This is a genomic window from Kaistella sp. (genome assembly GCF_041824135.1).
In the GTDB taxonomy this organism is placed as follows: Bacteria; Bacteroidota; Bacteroidia; order Flavobacteriales; family Weeksellaceae; genus Kaistella.
On the sequence record NZ_JBGZYM010000084.1, the window covers coordinates 53,442 to 70,434 of the forward strand.

The following is a 16,993-nucleotide window of genomic DNA, read 5'->3' on the forward strand; positions in this document are numbered from 1 at the left end:
GTTTTATAATCGTAAATTTAGATATCATTTTTTATAATGAAACTTGATTCACCAATTTCAAAATATGAAAACAAATCTTACCATTGACAACTATTTAGATTCCCATTACATTCACCGGAGCAATTGGTTAAGAGCTGCAGTTCTTGGTGCGAATGACGGAATAATTTCTGTTTCCAGTTTAGCCATTGGGGTAGCGGCTGCGAGTAAAACAACGGAACCAATTATATTGGCAACGGTTGCCGCTTTGGTTGCAGGAGCTTTGTCTATGGCAGCGGGAGAATATGTTTCAGTTAGTTCGCAAACAGACATTGAAAAGGCAGATATTGAGAGAGAAAAGCAGGAGCTGAAAGATATGCCGGAAGAAGAATTAAAGATGCTCGCTCAGATTTATGAAAAAAGAGGTCTCAAAAAAGAAACTGCCATGCAGGTCGCTTTAGAGTTTACGGAAAATGATGCTCTCGGAGCACATATTCGCGACGAATTAGGAATCAATGAAATTAGTCAGGCACATCCGATTCAGGCGGCGTTGGCTTCGGGAAGTTCTTTTGTCGCTGGTGGTGTTTTGCCCCTTTTGGTGGTGCTTTTCGCGCCACTTACAGGAATGGAATACTGGCTTTATGGTTTCACGATTATTTCACTGATGATTTTGGGCGCTCTTGCTGCAAAGACCGGTGGTTCAAGTGTCGCAAAAGCTATTTTACGCGTGACGGTTTGGGGCACGATTGCGATGGGATTATCTGCTTTTGTAGGTTATCTGTTTGGTGTTAATGTTTAGTTTTTTTGATGAAGGCTGAAGGAAATTTAAAGGAAATTGCAAAACTTTTTCTGAAACTCGGAATCATCGGTTTCGGTGGTCCAGCAGCTCATATTGCCATGATGCAGGATGAAGTGGTGGTCAAAAGAAAATGGTTGACTGAACAGCATTTCCTGGATCTAATTGGGGCGACCAATCTAATTCCAGGTCCCAACAGTACCGAAATGGCGATTCACATCGGCCACGAAAAAGGCGGCTGGAAAGGATTGATCATTGCCGGACTTTGCTTTATTTTACCTGCCGTATTTATCACCGGAGTTTTTGCCTGGCTTTATAAAGAGTATGGTCAAATCCCAGAAGTTCAACCTTTTATTTATGGAATAAAACCGGCTATTATCGCAATTATTTTAAGCGCAGTTTATCCGTTAGCAAAAAGATCTTTAAAATCAATAGAACTGGGAGTAATTGGAGTAGTGGTTTTAATCGGCTCCCTCTTCAATTTCTATGAAATTTACTTAATGTTTGGAGCCGGATTTCTGGCTTTAATTTTAGCATACTTTAGAAATAATAAGTTGAAAAACATCCACGGTTTTCTTCCATTTACGTTTTTAGAAATAGTCAACACCGGTTTTCTGTCGGCGACTAATTCAAAACTCTTTTGGATATTTCTGAAAATCGGAGCCATCCTTTACGGCAGCGGTTACGTTTTATTTGCTTTTATTGATACTGAATTGGTTTCCACCGGAATTATTACCCGACAACAACTCATCGATGCGATCGCAGTCGGACAGTTTACGCCCGGACCCGTTTTCTCTTCTGTAACATTTATTGGTTATCAAGTCAACGGCTTATCTGGTGCTGTAATTTCGACCATTGCCATTTTCCTTCCTTCCTTTGTATTTGTGGCTTTTCTAAATCCTTTGGTTAAAAAGATGCGGAGTTCTGTATTATTTTCAGCGTTTCTTGATGCGGTAAATATCGCCTCTGTCGCCATCATTATTTCAGTTTGTTTTGCCATGGGAAAAGACTCCATTACCGACTGGCGTACGGTTTTTATTGCAGTTGTAAGTATTGCTTTAACTTTTAGATATCGGAAAATAAACAGTGCATTTATCGTTTTGGGTGGTTCTGTCGTAGGTTATTTGTTGAATTTATTATAAAGTTGAAAACTGTAAAATATCATTAATTGATTTTTAATGCTTCCCTTTTTTGTAAATTACGGGTCCGAAACCTCAATGATCTTTTGATCAAAAAATCTAAAAATACTCCAAAATGGAATCCAGAATAAATGTCTCAAAAGTAGATCACAAAGCCTACGAAGCCATGATTGGCTTAGAGAAATATCTTGCTCAAAGTGGATTGGATAAAATCCTTTATGAATTGATTAAAACCAGAGCTTCCCAAATCAATGGTTGCGCTTATTGCATTAATATGCATACCCGAGATGCAAGGAATTGGGTGAAACTGCGCAACGGTTATTTTTATTAAACGCTTGGCGCGAAACAGAACTTTTTAGCGAAAAAGAGAAAGCCGTTTTAGCCTTGACGGAAGCGATGACTTTAATTACCAACGGTCATGTGCCAGATGAGGTTTACAAAAATGCGGAAGCTCATTTAACACCCAATGAATTAGCCGCCGTCATCATGGCAGTGGTTGCCATAAATGGTTGGAACAGAATTGCGATTACGACGCGAATGCCTTTAGATTAAAGGAAGATTCATTTTACTTTAAAAATTAAAATGTACTAATTTTTTAACCACAAAAGCAGCAAAAGATAATTGAAATAAAAAGATTTTCAAAAGGATGCAGAATGATAGAACTATCATTTATAGTATTTTTGCATCCTTTTGATTTGCTTATTTCAAAGTAAAACTTTTGTCTCTTTTGCGGTAAAAAAAATTATCTTTTTAATCCATTAATTTATTTCACTGAATAACCAATTCATATTGTGAACACCGAAGAACTTCTCTTACAACTAACAGAATTAAATAAATCCAGTCAACTGCTCGAAACGCCCGAACCAGAGCGTTTGGAAATGATTGATACCGTAACTGATTATGCGAATCAATTTATAGCTGGACTTTCTACGGTTAAAGCTTTTCAAGATAAAGAAGCTACGTCATTAGAAATTACCAACGAGAAAAGATCGCTCCCAGAACTTTTGGAATTATATCAAAAGCAAGTTGCTGAAACAGGAATCAACGCAGCGTCTGGAAAGCATTTGGGTTATATTCCAGGTGGTGGAGTTTTTACTGCGGCTCTTGCAGATTTTATCGCTGCCATTACCAATCCTTTTGCCAGTGTTCATTATGCCTCTCCCGGTGCTGCGATGATTGAAAATGAAGTGATTAACTGGCTGAAAAGCGTGTTCTCATTTCCTGAAAATTCGGTTGGATGTTTGTCGTCAGGAGGTTCTATTTCGACTTTAATTGCCTTTATTGCGGCACGGGATCATCACAAAGTGAAGAATGAATTCGTTCAAAAAAATGTTGTTTATTTAAGTGAGCAGGTTCATCATTCTACCCAAAAAGCCTTACGCATTATTGGATTGGAAGATATTGTGATTCGCTATATTTCTCTGGACTCTAATCATAAAATTAAAACTGATTCTTTAGAAGAATTGATTCAAAAAGACATCGCCGCCGGACTTCAACCTTTCATGGTTGTGGCAACGGCGGGAACTACCGATACTGGAGCGATCGATCCTTTAGATGAAATTGCCGGCATCGCAAAAAATTACAAAATGTGGTTTCACGTGGATGCAGCTTACGGTGGCTTTTTTATCATGACTTCCAAAAAAGAACTGTTCAAAGGAATTGAAAAAGCAGACTCCATGATTATCGATCCACACAAAGGATTGTTTCTTCCTTACGGTGTTGGCGCGGTTTTGATTAAAGACAGTGCTGCGGTTTTGCACTCTAATTATTACACGGCGAATTATATGCAAGATGGAGCGCAAGAAGAAATGTTGAAAAGTCCAGCTAATGTTTCTCCAGAACTAACCAAACATTTCCGAGGACTTCGCGTGTGGTTGCCATTGCAAATGCATGGGATTGAGCCGTTCATCGCCTGTCTGGAAGAAAAATTATTACTGGTTCATTATTTTAGAAATCAATTGGCTGAACTTGGTTTTTGTTTAGGACCAGAACCGGATTTATCGGTCAGTTATTTTTGGTATCCTTTTGAAAATGATGTTGATGAAAATAATAAACAGCTGATGGATGCAATTCACGCGGACGGTTCTGTATTTTTATCTTCCTCTATTATCGATAATCGTTTCGTTATTCGGATCGCTATCTTGGCTTTTAGAACTAAAAAAGAAACCGTTGATGAAGCTGTAGAAATGATTCAGCGTTGCTTGGCGAAAGTAAATTGCTAAACAAAATATACTTAGATTAAAAATTTTAATCTTTAACTATTCGCCTAGAAACGAGGTTTTGACAAATCAGAATATTCGAAAATATAAAAAAATAAATGCTGCCGATTGCCTTCCATCCTATATACAAACATCCTCTACCAGAAGGTCATAAATTTCCGATGTTGAAATATGAATTATTGCCCCAACAATTACTCTTAGAAGGTATCGCAGAAGAAAGCGATTTTTTCGCTCCAGAACCCGCAGAACTACAACATGTTTATGCAATTCACGATAAAGAGTACGTTAACAGTTTATTGAATTTAACTTTGGATGCAAAAGCGCAACGTAAAATAGGTTTTCCATTATCAGCTGAATTAATTGAAAGAGAACTTCGAATTGCACAAGGAACCATTTCAGGTTGTGAAAAAGCTTTTGAAACTGGAGTCGCCTTTAATATTGCGGGTGGAACCCATCACGCATTTACGAATCTGGGCGAAGGTTTCTGCATGTTGAATGATCAGGCAATTGCAGCGAACTATTTATTAGATCAAAAATTGGCTTCTAAAATTTTAATCATCGATTTAGATGTTCATCAGGGAAATGGAACGGCAGAAATTTTTCAGAATAATTCAAACGTCTTTACTTTCTCTGTGCATGGTCAAACCAATTATCCGTTCAAGAAAGAAGTTTCTGATTTAGATATCGGTCTTCCGAATGGAACTGCTGACGATGAATATTTAAAGATCGTTAAAGAATATGTTCCTCAATTAATCAACAGAGAAAAGCCTGATTTTATTTTTTATCTAAGCGGCGTCGATATTTTGGAATCGGATAAATTAGGAAATTTGAGCGTTTCTGTGGAGGGTTGCAAAAAAAGAGATGAAATTGTTTTGTCAAATTGCAAAAAATTTCAAATTCCAGTACAAGTCAGTATGGGCGGCGGTTATTCTCCAGAAATTAAAATCATTATCGCTGCTCACACCAATACCTATCGTGTGGGTGCAGACTTATTTAGTTAATTTAAAGTCGCTTTTTCTAAATTCACCAATAAGATTGTTGAGTGTGTTTTGCGATTCTAATTTTCTTTTTACACCCAATCTTTAAAATAGAACCCAATCTCCTAGCCGTGATAGGAGTGGAAATGCCGCCGGCAGCAGGTCTATTTTTTCTAACGCAAAAAGAGCGACCAACGGAAGCTCCTTTTTGTGTTTTCAGAAAAAAAGATCTGCTACAAGGGATTGCAACGGATAGCGCGATTAGCTTCTAAAATTACGAAACTACTTTCCTAATCCCTGTCGTAAAATTTCTTTAATTCCTTCAATATGATCGGTGAATTCGGTGATTTGCGATAAGACCTGGGCCATATTATTCGTGTCACCAAATGCTTTTAATTTATTGTTTTTCAAGAAGGTAGCCTTGATGCTTTCCCAGCGTTTTGCTTCTTCATCAGTTAACATATTGGTCATTTCTTTAAACTTCAAAAGGTTGGCTTCCGCAGCATTAGTCAACGTTTGCGTTTCATTTTGATAATGGGAAAGAAGGACCGTTTCAATCTCGGCATCGTTCATCATCGGAACAATTTTAGAGACCAGTTTATTCATGTCACGGTAAGAACCCTGCAGTCTAAATGGCGGTTCCACACGGTAAGAATCCTCCATCGCCGCGGACGTAATATATGCTGAATTGGCTTTGAGAACGACGTTTCTTATCTTGATCACTTTGTCTAAAACGGCCACGTACGATTCAATATCCTGTTTGGAATGATTGCCTTTTAATTCGAAACCTTCCTTCTTTCCAGTTTGTGCCATCTGAATTAAAGGATATAAATCTTCCGGATTTTTAGAGATCAATTGTGTCAAAAGTGGGTGAGAGGTGAGTGAGTTTTCAATTAAACTCAATTCAAATAGATCGGCGGTATTGCCAATGACATCACCAAGATTATAGATATCTGCTCTGTTCGCAAGCATGTCTGGAATTCTAAATTTCTCACCAGTTTCGGTGTAGGGATTTCCGGCCATGACCACACAAAACTTTTTGGTTTTCATGTCGTAAGTTTTTGCATTTCCGTTGAAAACGCCTTCCATCTTTCGGGTTCCATCGGCGAGGGAAATAAACTTCTGTAAAAATTCGGGATTGCAATGTTGAATATCATCCAGATATAGCATCACGTTGTTTCCCATTTCTAAAGCCAGATTCAGTTTTTTTAATTCTTCTCTAGCGGCAGAATTCGTGGCAGATTCTGGATCGACGGAAGTGATTTCGTGACCAATTGCGGGTCCATTTATTTTCACGAAAACCAAGCCTAACCTGTTGGCCAGATATTCCATCAAAGTGGTTTTTCCATACCCTGGAGGCGAAACTAAAAGCAACATTCCGGACCGGTCTGTACGTCGGTTTTCTCCGGCGCTTCCTAATTGTTTGGCCAGATTATCTCCGAATAACGGCAGATAAACCTGATCAATTAATTTATTACGAACAAAAGAAGTCAAGACTTTTGGCTCGAATTCATGCAGTCTTAAATCTTCTTTTAATTTCAGTGTTAACTGATGTCTTTCATTTCTAAATTTCTCAAATGCTGGAACGTCGATCTCAAAATAGTTTTCCAGTAAATTAATAAAACGATGGTAATTGAAGTGGAAAATTCCGTTGTTAATCGTCGGATGAGAACCCGACAATCCGGTAATTTCCTGATCAGCATCAATGGAAATAGTTTTCTCACTGCTTTCATGTGGAAATAACAAGATAGCGATCATTTCATAAACGTACTCCTGATCACTTTCATTTTTTGCGTCATGCAAATAGGAAGAAACCCATTGAAAGGCAAGCTGAATTTTGGCCTCAAAGTCAGAAGCTTTTTCGATTCCCTGTTTAAATTTTAGATCCGTTTTTTTTCTGGCAAGAAATTTTTGAAAATCTTCCGCCAGCTGTTTTGCTTTAAAACTGATTACAAATGAATTGTCGTTCATCAGCTCCTGAAAAAGATAAGTAGCGACGGCGTTGTAGTCGAGATCAGCTTTTTTAATAATGTTGACTTGTTGAGAAAGCGTTTGCAATTCTTTTTCAACATCAACGATAATGTAGTTAAACTGGCTGCTGTTTGGGAACGTCTCTAAAACTTCTCCGGCAGATTTTATTTTCTGATTTAAAATTTTCTGTCTGTCCGTTTCTAAATGGTGCCAAAAAAACTGTGCAAAAGCTCGGATCTTCGAATCGAATCTGAGCATTCCAAGTGCATTGTGTTTTTCTAACAAGGTTTTTAAGATCAACAAAGTATCAGCATCATGAACGCCTTTGATGTATCCTTCAGAATAATTTTTGGAAGTTTCATCAGTGACGATGGCCTGAATTTGGTCAGGCGTCATTGCCGATAAGTCTTTAACTTTATATTTTTTAAAAATTTTGTAGACAAGAAAAGAAGCTCTGTAAATTTCATTATTTTCTGAAATCAAATCCTGATCCCAATATTTTTTACCTGAGTTTAAAATGTCATTTTTTAAAGGTTGATAGAAATCGGTGCCTGTTAAATGATAATTTAATTTGCCGTCTTTGAAAACGATTGTTAGATCTAAATTCTGTTTATTGACCGCAAATTTATGCTTGCCGAGTTTGATGATGTTTTCGCCGTCCTCGTATAATTCCTGCTTGTCTTTCAACTTTCGTAAAGCATCTTCTTTTGCAGATTTTAACTCTGTTTCTATCGATTCCGCTTTACCAACATCTTCGAGCTCAATTAATTGCTTCACGAGATCACGAAGTTTAGAGATCATTAAATCTGAGGCGAAATACCCATTAATTTCTTCCCCAGAATTGAACGTCATGGCTTTACTCGCCACACTTTTTAAAATTCTTTTGGACGCATTTTCAACTGCAATTGCTTTTTTGTTTCTGGCTTCTACTAGACTGTTTTTCTTGGTTTCAAAAGCGGTGTAAATTTCTTCCCGCTTTTCGATGATCAGTTCGGTGAAATCTTCATAATCCGCAAAACGAGCCTCAAGATCTTCCAGTTGAACAGACATTTTATTGAGTGATTCACCGATCTTATCCGGCGTATTTGCACGGTCGATGGCATTCACGATACTTTGATCGATCAATTTCATCTGTGCAGCAAAATCAGCTTTGGCTTCTTCACCACCAAGCGTTCCGATCTTATTTTTAATTTCTGCTTTTACTTTATTTAAAGTCGCGAAAATCAAAGAAATATTATTGATGATCTGGGTCGCATGAGAAGTATCGTCGATCTTTAAATTAGATACGATATCGATCAACATTTCAAGGTCCGTCGTAATTTGATTAACTTCCTCTTCCAGTTTTTTACCTTCTGCAACTTTAGAAATGGCTTCAATTTCGGCCTGTTTTTCCTGAACTCTTACATGATAAGGTTCAAGCGCTTTTTCATCCAATAAAAAAGTGACGCAATATTGAGAAATACGTTCGGTCTGCTCAACGATTTCTTTTTCAAGATTTACAATGAACGACTCATCAACATATCTTACTTCTTTTAAACTGATGACTTCTCCACGCAAAGAGCGCAGTTGTGCAAGATTGCTTACAAAAACATCAATATTATCGAGTGGCGAAGATTTTATGGTGCTGAAAAGTTTATTGGCCTTTTCCTGAGTTTGTGCAATAATTTCCTGCGCATGCAAACGTAGCTGAACGACTTTTTCAAATTCATCGATGGCAGCATTAGCCGTATTTTTAATTTCTAAAAGTGGGACGTCTAATTCAAAAGTTTCCTTTGAGTCGATCCAGTAATATCCATCTAAAATATTTTGGGATAACTTAAACAGATCATTGTAAAGACCGTCATAGTTATCATTTTTATTAAGTAGCGTAATGATCGAATTGGAATCGGCCATTGCTTTTACAATGTCTTTATTCCCAATTTTATAGATGAAACTGTCTTTGTGAACCGAGGGAATAATATCGCCTTTCACAAATGGAGTTTGCCAGATCTGGATGACATGATTCTTAGTCTGCTCGTTTTCTGATTTAAAATAACACAATTCACCATCCGTCAAAATCGTAAATCCGTTGCAGATAATCGGATTTTTAACTTCGTGAGAAATCAAGTTATAAGAAATCAAAACATATTGGCCAGAAGTGTCTTCATAAAAAACATACATAAAATCTTCCCCATTCGGTGAGGCAATACGTTCTTGAAATTGTAAACCTTCCAGTGTGTTTTCAAAGATTTTATATTCTCCGGTTTGTAAATAATAGCCGTTTGAAAATATCAAACCATGATTATCGGGTAGTAAAATCGCGGCGTCTTTAATGCTGTCAATTTTCTGAACTTCCTGTAGTTTATGATTGTAAACAAAGAAGCGCGGTTCTTCCTGAAAAGGTTTGATCTGTAGCGCAATTAAATTTCCGAGGTCGGCAAATTTATAATCGCCATCATCTAGAGTTTGATCTGGAAATGCAACTTCTTCATCCAAAATTCCTTTACCAGACTCTGTGTTGTCTTCAATTTTAATGGTTAAGGTTCCGCCAATTGTTTCTACAAAAACCTTATCAAGAATTGAAATATGTGGATGTTTCCCATATTTCTGCATTTCTCTGGTCACTTCCTGCCACAGGAAATCATGCTGTTTTGGAAATTTGTATTCGTGGTCGCTTCTGTTATCAATATACTCCAGAGTGTCTTCCCGAATCAACCATTTAAATGTTTTAATATCGGAAACGCGATCACTCAGTTGAAAAACCATGTGCAGATAATTCCCAGAAACAAAGAACTTTCTGAATTCAGTATCTCGATAGTATTTGTATAAATTTAAAAAGTCAAAAAGAAAAGTCTCGTCATTGAGTAAGTCTAGGTTTTGAGTCTTAAATTCTTCATTCTCATATTTAAAAATGCTGAAAACATCTTCAATTTTAATATCGGTTCTCAGCCCAAAATAGACGTTGTATCCAAAAATAGAAAGATCTCCGATGGTCACAATGTCACTGGATGTACAGCTGTTCTCGGTGATAATTCTTTTGTTGGCGATCAGTTTGGTCTCGATACTTCCGAAAACTTCTTTACGCGCACTGTTCAGTGAATTTAACCGTTCGATCAAATCCTTTTTTTGAGCTTCTAATCGACTCTGTATAATTTCGTAAGTGCCGCCTTCCAATGAATTCATTCTAAAAAGTATAGCTAGTGGTTAATGTGAGAAAACCTGATGTGTCAAGATCAAATCGAAAAATTTCCTGCAGGAGTTTCGTAAGTTCTGCAGGAATTTAAGTGGAATTTTTATCCTAATTTTTTGTCGGTCAAGCCAAGATTTTTTGCCATCGACATTAAGTTAGAAAATAAGCCTTGCTCGCTTTCATCTTTGCTTCTGTTTTGCAATTCGATCAACAAACCGGCAACCGTTAAGTTTTTAATATCTTCTGAAGAAATTCCGTATTTGTCTGCGAAACCTTTTATTTTTTCCAAAAGATTTCCACCTTCCATCGATCCGTCTCCAAGAATGGAATCTTTAATTTCGGTAATGTGTTCAGAATGGTTGACCAATCTGTCAAACCCTTTCGCCTTGGTGATCTGTCCGACAATTTGATCGAAGAACATGGTTTCACCACCAACGATATCAATTTTCGCAGCTTTCAAAGCTTCACCAATTACGCTTGCCTGAGCATCTGCGATATCTTTCTGAATATTAATTTCCGCCAGATCAACCTGTAATTCTTTATTCAAACGTAATTTGAATTCTTCGTGTTCTTTTCCAACACCGTCCAGTTTTTTCATCGCGTTGGCTTTCTCTTCGATGCCTTTTGCTTCTGCCATCGCTTTCTCGCGAATCACTTCTGCTTCTGCAAATCCTAAATCTCTGGAAGAAGTTGCTTTCGCCGTCATGCCGGCAGCTTCTGCCATTGCCATTTTTTCAACAACTACGGCATCAACAATTCCCTGTCTTTCGTTAGCATCTGCTTTTGCGTACATTACCTGTGCTTCAGAAAGTCCAAAGGTTGCATCTTCTTTTGCTTTCGCTTCGGCTAACATTTTTCTGGCTTGAGCTTGTTTTTCGCTCGCAGCCATCTGCGCTTCTGCATCGATATTGATTTCTGCTGCTTTCTGAACCGCTGCTTCTTTTTCTGCTTCAGCAGCTCTTATTCGTTTAATGAATAATTCTTCGCTCGATTTCTCTGCTAATGTAATGGCTACTTTTTTCTCTCTGTCGGCAGTTTTGAAAGCTTCGATATCTTTCATGTTTTCCTGCTCTTGAACGACGCCTTTTTCCAGCACAACTCTTTCACGGATGACATCCTGAATATTTTTGCGTTCAATCTCTACGGCTTTATCTTTTTCGATTTGTGCTAAAGTCACAATTCTTTCGCGTTCTGTTTGTTCCAAAGCGCGGTCTTTTTCTACTCTTTCGGTTTCAACCGCTTCGGTTCTTTCTTTATTTTTTAAAGCAACGATCACCAAACGGTCTTTGTTTTCTTCCGCCACAGCCACTTTCTCGGCGGTGTTGATTCTCGCTGTTTCAGATTTCAGTCTTTCTTCCTCATCAACCTTTAAAGTTTCAGCCAATTCTCTGGATTTGATGTTGGCGATTTCTCTTTTCTGTTGCTCATCTTTTTCTGCCAATTGTCTGTCTAAGGCCAAAATAGCTTCTTTGGCTTCTACGTCCTGCTTGCGAATTGTTTTTTCTTCGTCTCTTCTAATTAAATTAGATTTGATATTTTGAGCCGCCGTCAGTTCAATAATCTTTTTGATCCCTTCAGAATCTAAGATATTGTCTGCCTTTAAAAATGACAAAGGAGTTTGTTCCAAATCATCAATAGCACAGTCATCTAAAATATAACCATTTAAATCGGTTCCGATGATTGCGATAATCTCTGCGCGGAATTCACTTCTCGCTTCATACAATTCAACAAAGTCAAATTTTTTCCCCACCGTTTTTAAAGCTTCAGAAAACTTAGCATCAAACAAAGTGCGAAGTACCTCCATATCAGAAGCTCTTTCACATCCAATGGTTTGCGCTACGTTGATAATGTCTGCCGTTGACTTATTAATTTTAATAAAAAAGGTCACTTTAATATCTGCCCGAATATTGTCTTTACAGATTAAACCATTGGAGCCTGTCCGTTCTACATCCAGTTTTTTCACAGAAATATCCATGATTTCCATTTTGTGCAAAACTGGAACGACCAGTCCTGCATTGTAAAAAACTTTGGTGCCTCCGGCGCCCGTTCTCACGATCACTTTTCCCTGGATGATTTTTTTGTACATCGAAACGATCCAAACGAGAAGTCCGATAATGACCACAATTGTGACGATCATTGTAATAAGTAAAGAATTTCCTAACATATTTTTATGTGTTAATTAAGGGGTGTTTTTTTTAAAATAAAGATTTTGTGAAAGTAGTAAAATTTGAGCTAGTTAAAAATCAGTAGTCAAATTTTTCGACAAGATAATATTTTTTGTCTTCGCTTTCGGCTACAATTACGGCTTGTTGACCTGAGTTTAATTGTTCGTCCGTATTGCTTCGAGCTGATAATCTAATAGGATCACCATTGACATTGAGTTGAATTTGTCCTGTTTTTAAGTCATTTAAAGTAGAGAATACCACACATCTTCTACCTAAAAAGTCAATGACCGGTTCGCCTTTATGATTGACTTGTTTGTAAATATAGGCGAGGGGTTTACTGAATATTTTAACAATGAAAAGACTTAAAATTAAGTTTGGAATAAGTAAAATAAAACCAAGCAAAGTACTTTCAATGCCAAGATAATAAGTTACATTGATGCTTACCAACCACATGCTGATAAACATGATCGTTAAAATAAACATCAGTGGTAATTCATCAAAATTAAAGAATTGCAACACTTTCATAAAGCCACTGGCTTCCGAAGTTTCGGCTCGGTCAGGAAGGTCTTTTCCATGATGATCAAAATTGGTCTCCATATCGGAAGAATCAAAATCGATACTGAACAAATCAGGATCAAGACCAGCAATAATAACCAGCATCCAGTACAAAACCATGATGATCGACATGATGCTGAAAAAAGCATTGACCGGCGAAAAGGAAAGTTCTAAAAGTTCTTTCATGAGTTTTGTTTTATTCTTTAGAATCGCTGATTCCCATTTCTTCTTTTAATTTTTCAAGCTTACTTTTAGCTTTGGTTTTGGAAACATCGATGGCTTTGTCAATCTCGTCGTCAACTGATTTTGCATTGTGGGCAATTTCACCATAAGCTTCAGATAAAGCTTCTTCCTGCGCTACTTTTTCTTTCATTCTTTCCAAAAGCGCCACCGTTCCATTGCTATCGATCTGAGCCATTTGTTTATTCAAAGTTTTGGTAGCATCAGCCACTTTTACTCTGGATTTCAAGATCTTCAACTCATTCTCCCATTTGGAGATGTTCTGCTTGATGTTTTGAACATTGCTTTCCATTTGAGACACATTTAAATCAAATTTTTCTTTATCTTCAAGGGCTCTTTTTTGACTTGCAGCAGCTTCTTCCTTTTTAATTAAAGCCTCTGTTGCTAAACGATCGGCTTCTGAAGAACTTAATTCGCCAGACTGCGCTTTTTTCAAAATCAACATGGCTTTTTCGTTATAATCTTCTCCTTTGGTCGCAAATTCCTGCACCTCGTTTTTGGAGCGGATACTCATAGCTTTTACTTGAGCCAAAGCTTCTAAACTTTTATCAAGATCTTGTTTCATGTCGCGAAGCCCTTGCTCGGTCATCGTGATTGGATCTTCAATTCCGTCAATTGCAGAATGGACTTCTGCTGTTCCTATTTTTAATAATCGCTTTAAAAATTGCATAATTACTTGTTTTTTGAAAAGTTAATAATCTGTTCTGAATACTCGCTGAGTAAAACACTTAGTGAATTGATAGTGGCTTCGAATTCGTTTTGATCTAAATTTTCGACCTGTAAAGAATCCCGAAAAATGGCTTTGCGACCTGAATCATCCAGAACAAATGCTCCATGAATAATGTCTCGGTTTTTTTGCAACAGCGATTTGTAAACGTGATCTCCCTGTTCTTTAATTTCGAAAATAAACTGTTCGAAAATAACAATCGGTGAGGCTACACAAATGATCAAATTGCTAATTCCTTCGGGTTCATTGCTGACAATGAAAATTCCTTCTTTCGGATTTTCCTGTTTAATTTCCAGTTGCAGATTTTGCAGGAAGCTTTTAATTAATGAATAATAGTCTTTCATATCCTAAAATTAGGTTTAGTTAAAAATCGTTTATTTTCGAATACCAATATACATAAAAAAGCAAATCTTTAATAAAATCATTAGGTCCGAAAATCTAAATCTAAAACGCTTAGTAAAATTTACTATATTTGCTAAGTGCGTTAGGCAAATGTACAAAATTATTTTAATAATGCAAATATAATTAGCAAAATGTTATTACTATTTGGAAAGAATGTAAAAAAGATAAGAAATGTTCATGGTTTGAGTCAGCAGGAATTTGCGGATATCTTTGACCTAAAGCGTGGTACATTGGGTGCTTACGAAGAAAACAGAAGTAATCCGAAGCTGGAAACGGTGATTAAAATTGCTAATCATTTTAGCATTGGGTTAGAGGATTTGCTTATTTCTGAGTTGACGGTTAATAAACTTCTGAAATTTAATGAGCGCCTTGCGGTCGAAAGTGATTCTTTTAAAGTCATTGATTTTACAGGAATTAAGTGTGTTCTGCCTGCAGATAAAGCAAATTTTATCGCTAGTTATGTGAACGGATTTGATTTATCTAAACTTTCTGAAATCAAGCTTCCTTATATCGACAGTGAAAATAGTTTTGCTTTTTCTGTAGATGATCTGTCAATGACGAGTGGTATCATTGAATTTTTGCCCAAAGATATTGTGATAGGATTCAAAACTGATTGCAATTCTGTAGAGGAAAACAGTTTAATTATGGCATTAACCAAAGATGATTTGATTCTGCGGAGATTATTAAAAGAGGGCAAGCATTTCATTCTTAAAGCTGATCATCATGGTGTGGAAGACGTAAAACTTTCGGCAGATGAGTTAATTGCCATTTGGAAAATTGAGCATGTCTTTAATTACAATCTCCGTTCAAAAGAGATTCTGCTGGAAAATCGTTTGGCAACTATTGAACAGAGTATTGCTTCACTGGAGAAGAAAAAGTAATTTGATTTGAAAATAGGTTCAAACCGCTTATCACCATACTTTACCATTGTCAATTACGATTCGCAATTATTTAGCTTTATCTGTTTGCGCACAAGTTTATTATCGAATAGAAATAACACTGAACATTTCTTTAAATAGCCGTTAATTCCAAAGGCGATAAAGCGATTAATTTGTGCAATTAGTTAATTAGTAATAACTTGTGTCTCAAACTATTAATTATGAAAACACAATTTCTTTTCTACGCTTCCATTATAGCGTTGGTTTTATTCTCGTGTAAAACCGTCAATTCAGCCTCAACTACTCTGAAAGATGATGGAAAAATAACTGTCACTTTTGTCCAGATCAATGATGTTTATGAGATCGCAGCAATGCAAGGTGGAAAAGTGGGTGGAGTAGCACGAGTGGCAACTTTAAAAAAACAAGAGTTAGCTAAAAATCCGAATACTTTCATGGTAATGGCAGGCGATTTTTTAAGTCCTTCCGTTTATAACAGTTTAAAATATGAAGGCAAACGTATTCGCGGAAAACAAATGGTGGAATCATTAAATGCTGCCGGATTAGATTTAGCAGTTTTTGGAAATCATGAGTTTGACATTAAAGAAGACGAATTGCAGGACAGAATCAACGAATCTACCTTCAACTGGATTGCGTCTAATACTTTTCATCAAACCAAATCAGGCGTCGCACCGTTTGTAAAAACGACCTCTTCCAGTAAGGAAGCTTTTCCCGAAACCTATATCATGGACGTTCAGGATGAAGATGGTACCAAGGCAAAAATCGGGTTTATTGGTTTGACTTTGCCGTTTAACAAAGCAGAATTTGTGAGTTATACTGATCATTTTGAGGCCGCTGAAAAATTATACAATGAATTAAAAAATTCCTGTGATGCGGTGGTCGCAATTACGCATCTCTCAATAGACGAAGATAGTATTCTGGCTCGTCGTCTTCCGGATTTGGCTTTAATAATGGGTGGTCATGAACATGATATGCAGTTTAAAAAAATTGGCGACATCTATATTACGAAAGCTCATGCCAACGCAAAGTCAGCTTATGTTAATTCTCTGACCATCGATATTAAGAATAAAACTCAATTTGTTGTTCCTGAATTGCGGATGATTGATAATACAATTGAACAAGATCCTGCGACTGCTTCGGTTGTGAAAAAGTGGATGGACATTGGTGAAACGAATTATGAGGCGCTCGGATTTAATGCCCAAAGAGTAATCCGGGAAGCTGGTGAACCATTAGATGGTCGGGAAGAAATGATTCGAAGTGGAAAGACCAACTTAACGAGGATTGCAGTTTCGGCGATGGAAAGAGCAGTTCCAACGGCTGATGTAGTGTTGTTAAATTCTGGTTCTATTCGCGTAGATGATATTCTGCAAATGCCGATCACTGAATATGATATTATCCGCACGTTACCTTATGGTGGTTCTATTATGGAAGTTGATATGAAAGGAAGTTTATTAATAAAAGTTCTAGAAGCTGGCCGAAATAATGTCGGTTCCGGCGGTTTTCTTCAATACTCATCTGCCGTAAATTATAATCCTCAAACAAAAGTCTGGACTTTGAAAGAGAATACTATTGATCCGAAAAAAATCTATAATGTCGGCCTTGCAGATTTCTTAATGACAGGTGGTGAAGCAAACATGGGCTTTTTAAATAAAGACAATGCAGATATTATTAAAATTTATCCAACTCCAACCAGTTCTTCTGATCTGAGATCTGATTCAAGATTGGCTATTATTAAATATATGGCGGAATTAGGGAAATAAT

At 37.0% G+C, this 16,993-nt stretch carries 13 protein-coding genes; 8 read left to right on the forward strand and 5 right to left on the reverse strand.

The window, feature by feature from the left end; translation table 11 throughout:
* Positions 1–64: 64 nt before the first annotated feature.
* From ACEYOS_RS10145 to ACEYOS_RS10170, 6 genes are all read left to right on the forward strand, one after another.
* A complete protein-coding gene (locus tag ACEYOS_RS10145; RefSeq protein WP_373710021.1) occupies positions 65–775 on the forward strand; it encodes a VIT family protein in 711 nt (236 codons plus the stop codon).
* An 8-nt stretch (positions 776–783) separates the two neighbouring features.
* A complete protein-coding gene (gene chrA / locus ACEYOS_RS10150) occupies positions 784–1,914 on the forward strand; it encodes a chromate efflux transporter (protein ID WP_373710022.1) in 1,131 nt (376 codons plus the stop codon).
* Between the two features lie 112 nt (positions 1,915–2,026).
* On the forward strand, positions 2,027–2,242 hold the full coding sequence (locus ACEYOS_RS10155) for a carboxymuconolactone decarboxylase family protein (RefSeq protein WP_373710023.1): 216 nt from the start codon (positions 2,027–2,029) through the stop codon (positions 2,240–2,242).
* Positions 2,209–2,463: a carboxymuconolactone decarboxylase family protein gene (locus ACEYOS_RS10160; RefSeq protein ID WP_373710024.1), complete on the forward strand. Its 255-nt coding sequence runs from the start codon at positions 2,209–2,211 to the stop codon at positions 2,461–2,463. Before ACEYOS_RS10155 ends, ACEYOS_RS10160 begins: the two co-directional genes overlap by 34 nt.
* Before the next feature lie 239 nt (positions 2,464–2,702).
* Positions 2,703–4,133, forward strand: coding sequence for an aspartate aminotransferase family protein (locus ACEYOS_RS10165; RefSeq protein WP_373710025.1), 1,431 nt, complete (start codon positions 2,703–2,705; stop codon positions 4,131–4,133).
* Between the two features lie 95 nt (positions 4,134–4,228).
* The gene (locus tag ACEYOS_RS10170) at positions 4,229–5,131 is read left to right on the forward strand and encodes a histone deacetylase (RefSeq protein WP_373710026.1); all 903 of its coding nucleotides are present in this window, start codon (positions 4,229–4,231) and stop codon (positions 5,129–5,131) included.
* 258 nt (positions 5,132–5,389) lie between these two features.
* On the opposite strand, the gene ACEYOS_RS10175 is transcribed toward ACEYOS_RS10170, so the two are convergent.
* The 5 genes from ACEYOS_RS10175 to ACEYOS_RS10195 form a co-directional block, all read right to left on the reverse strand.
* Entirely contained in the window at positions 5,390–10,240 is a 4,851-nt protein-coding gene (locus tag ACEYOS_RS10175; protein WP_373710027.1) for a DNA repair ATPase, read from the reverse strand.
* A gap of 110 nt (positions 10,241–10,350) precedes the next feature.
* Complete coding sequence (locus tag ACEYOS_RS10180) at positions 10,351–12,411, reverse strand: flotillin family protein (protein WP_373748039.1); 2,061 nt, start codon at positions 12,409–12,411, stop codon at positions 10,351–10,353.
* A 79-nt stretch (positions 12,412–12,490) separates the two neighbouring features.
* A complete protein-coding gene (locus ACEYOS_RS10185) occupies positions 12,491–13,153 on the reverse strand; it encodes a hypothetical protein (protein ID WP_373710029.1) in 663 nt (220 codons plus the stop codon).
* 10 nt (positions 13,154–13,163) lie between these two features.
* Complete coding sequence (locus ACEYOS_RS10190; RefSeq protein ID WP_373710030.1) at positions 13,164–13,877, reverse strand: PspA/IM30 family protein; 714 nt, start codon at positions 13,875–13,877, stop codon at positions 13,164–13,166.
* 2 nt (positions 13,878–13,879) lie between these two features.
* Positions 13,880–14,278, reverse strand: coding sequence for a molecular chaperone Tir (locus tag ACEYOS_RS10195; protein WP_373710031.1), 399 nt, complete (start codon positions 14,276–14,278; stop codon positions 13,880–13,882).
* Positions 14,279–14,467: 189 nt separating this feature from the next.
* On the opposite strand from ACEYOS_RS10195, the gene ACEYOS_RS10200 reads away from it, so the two are divergent.
* Both ACEYOS_RS10200 and ACEYOS_RS10205 read left to right on the forward strand, forming a co-directional pair.
* Positions 14,468–15,217: a helix-turn-helix domain-containing protein gene (locus ACEYOS_RS10200; protein WP_373710032.1), complete on the forward strand. Its 750-nt coding sequence runs from the start codon at positions 14,468–14,470 to the stop codon at positions 15,215–15,217.
* Between the two features lie 218 nt (positions 15,218–15,435).
* On the forward strand, positions 15,436–16,992 hold the full coding sequence (locus tag ACEYOS_RS10205) for a bifunctional UDP-sugar hydrolase/5'-nucleotidase (protein WP_373710033.1): 1,557 nt from the start codon (positions 15,436–15,438) through the stop codon (positions 16,990–16,992).
* Position 16,993: the final 1 nt, after the last annotated feature.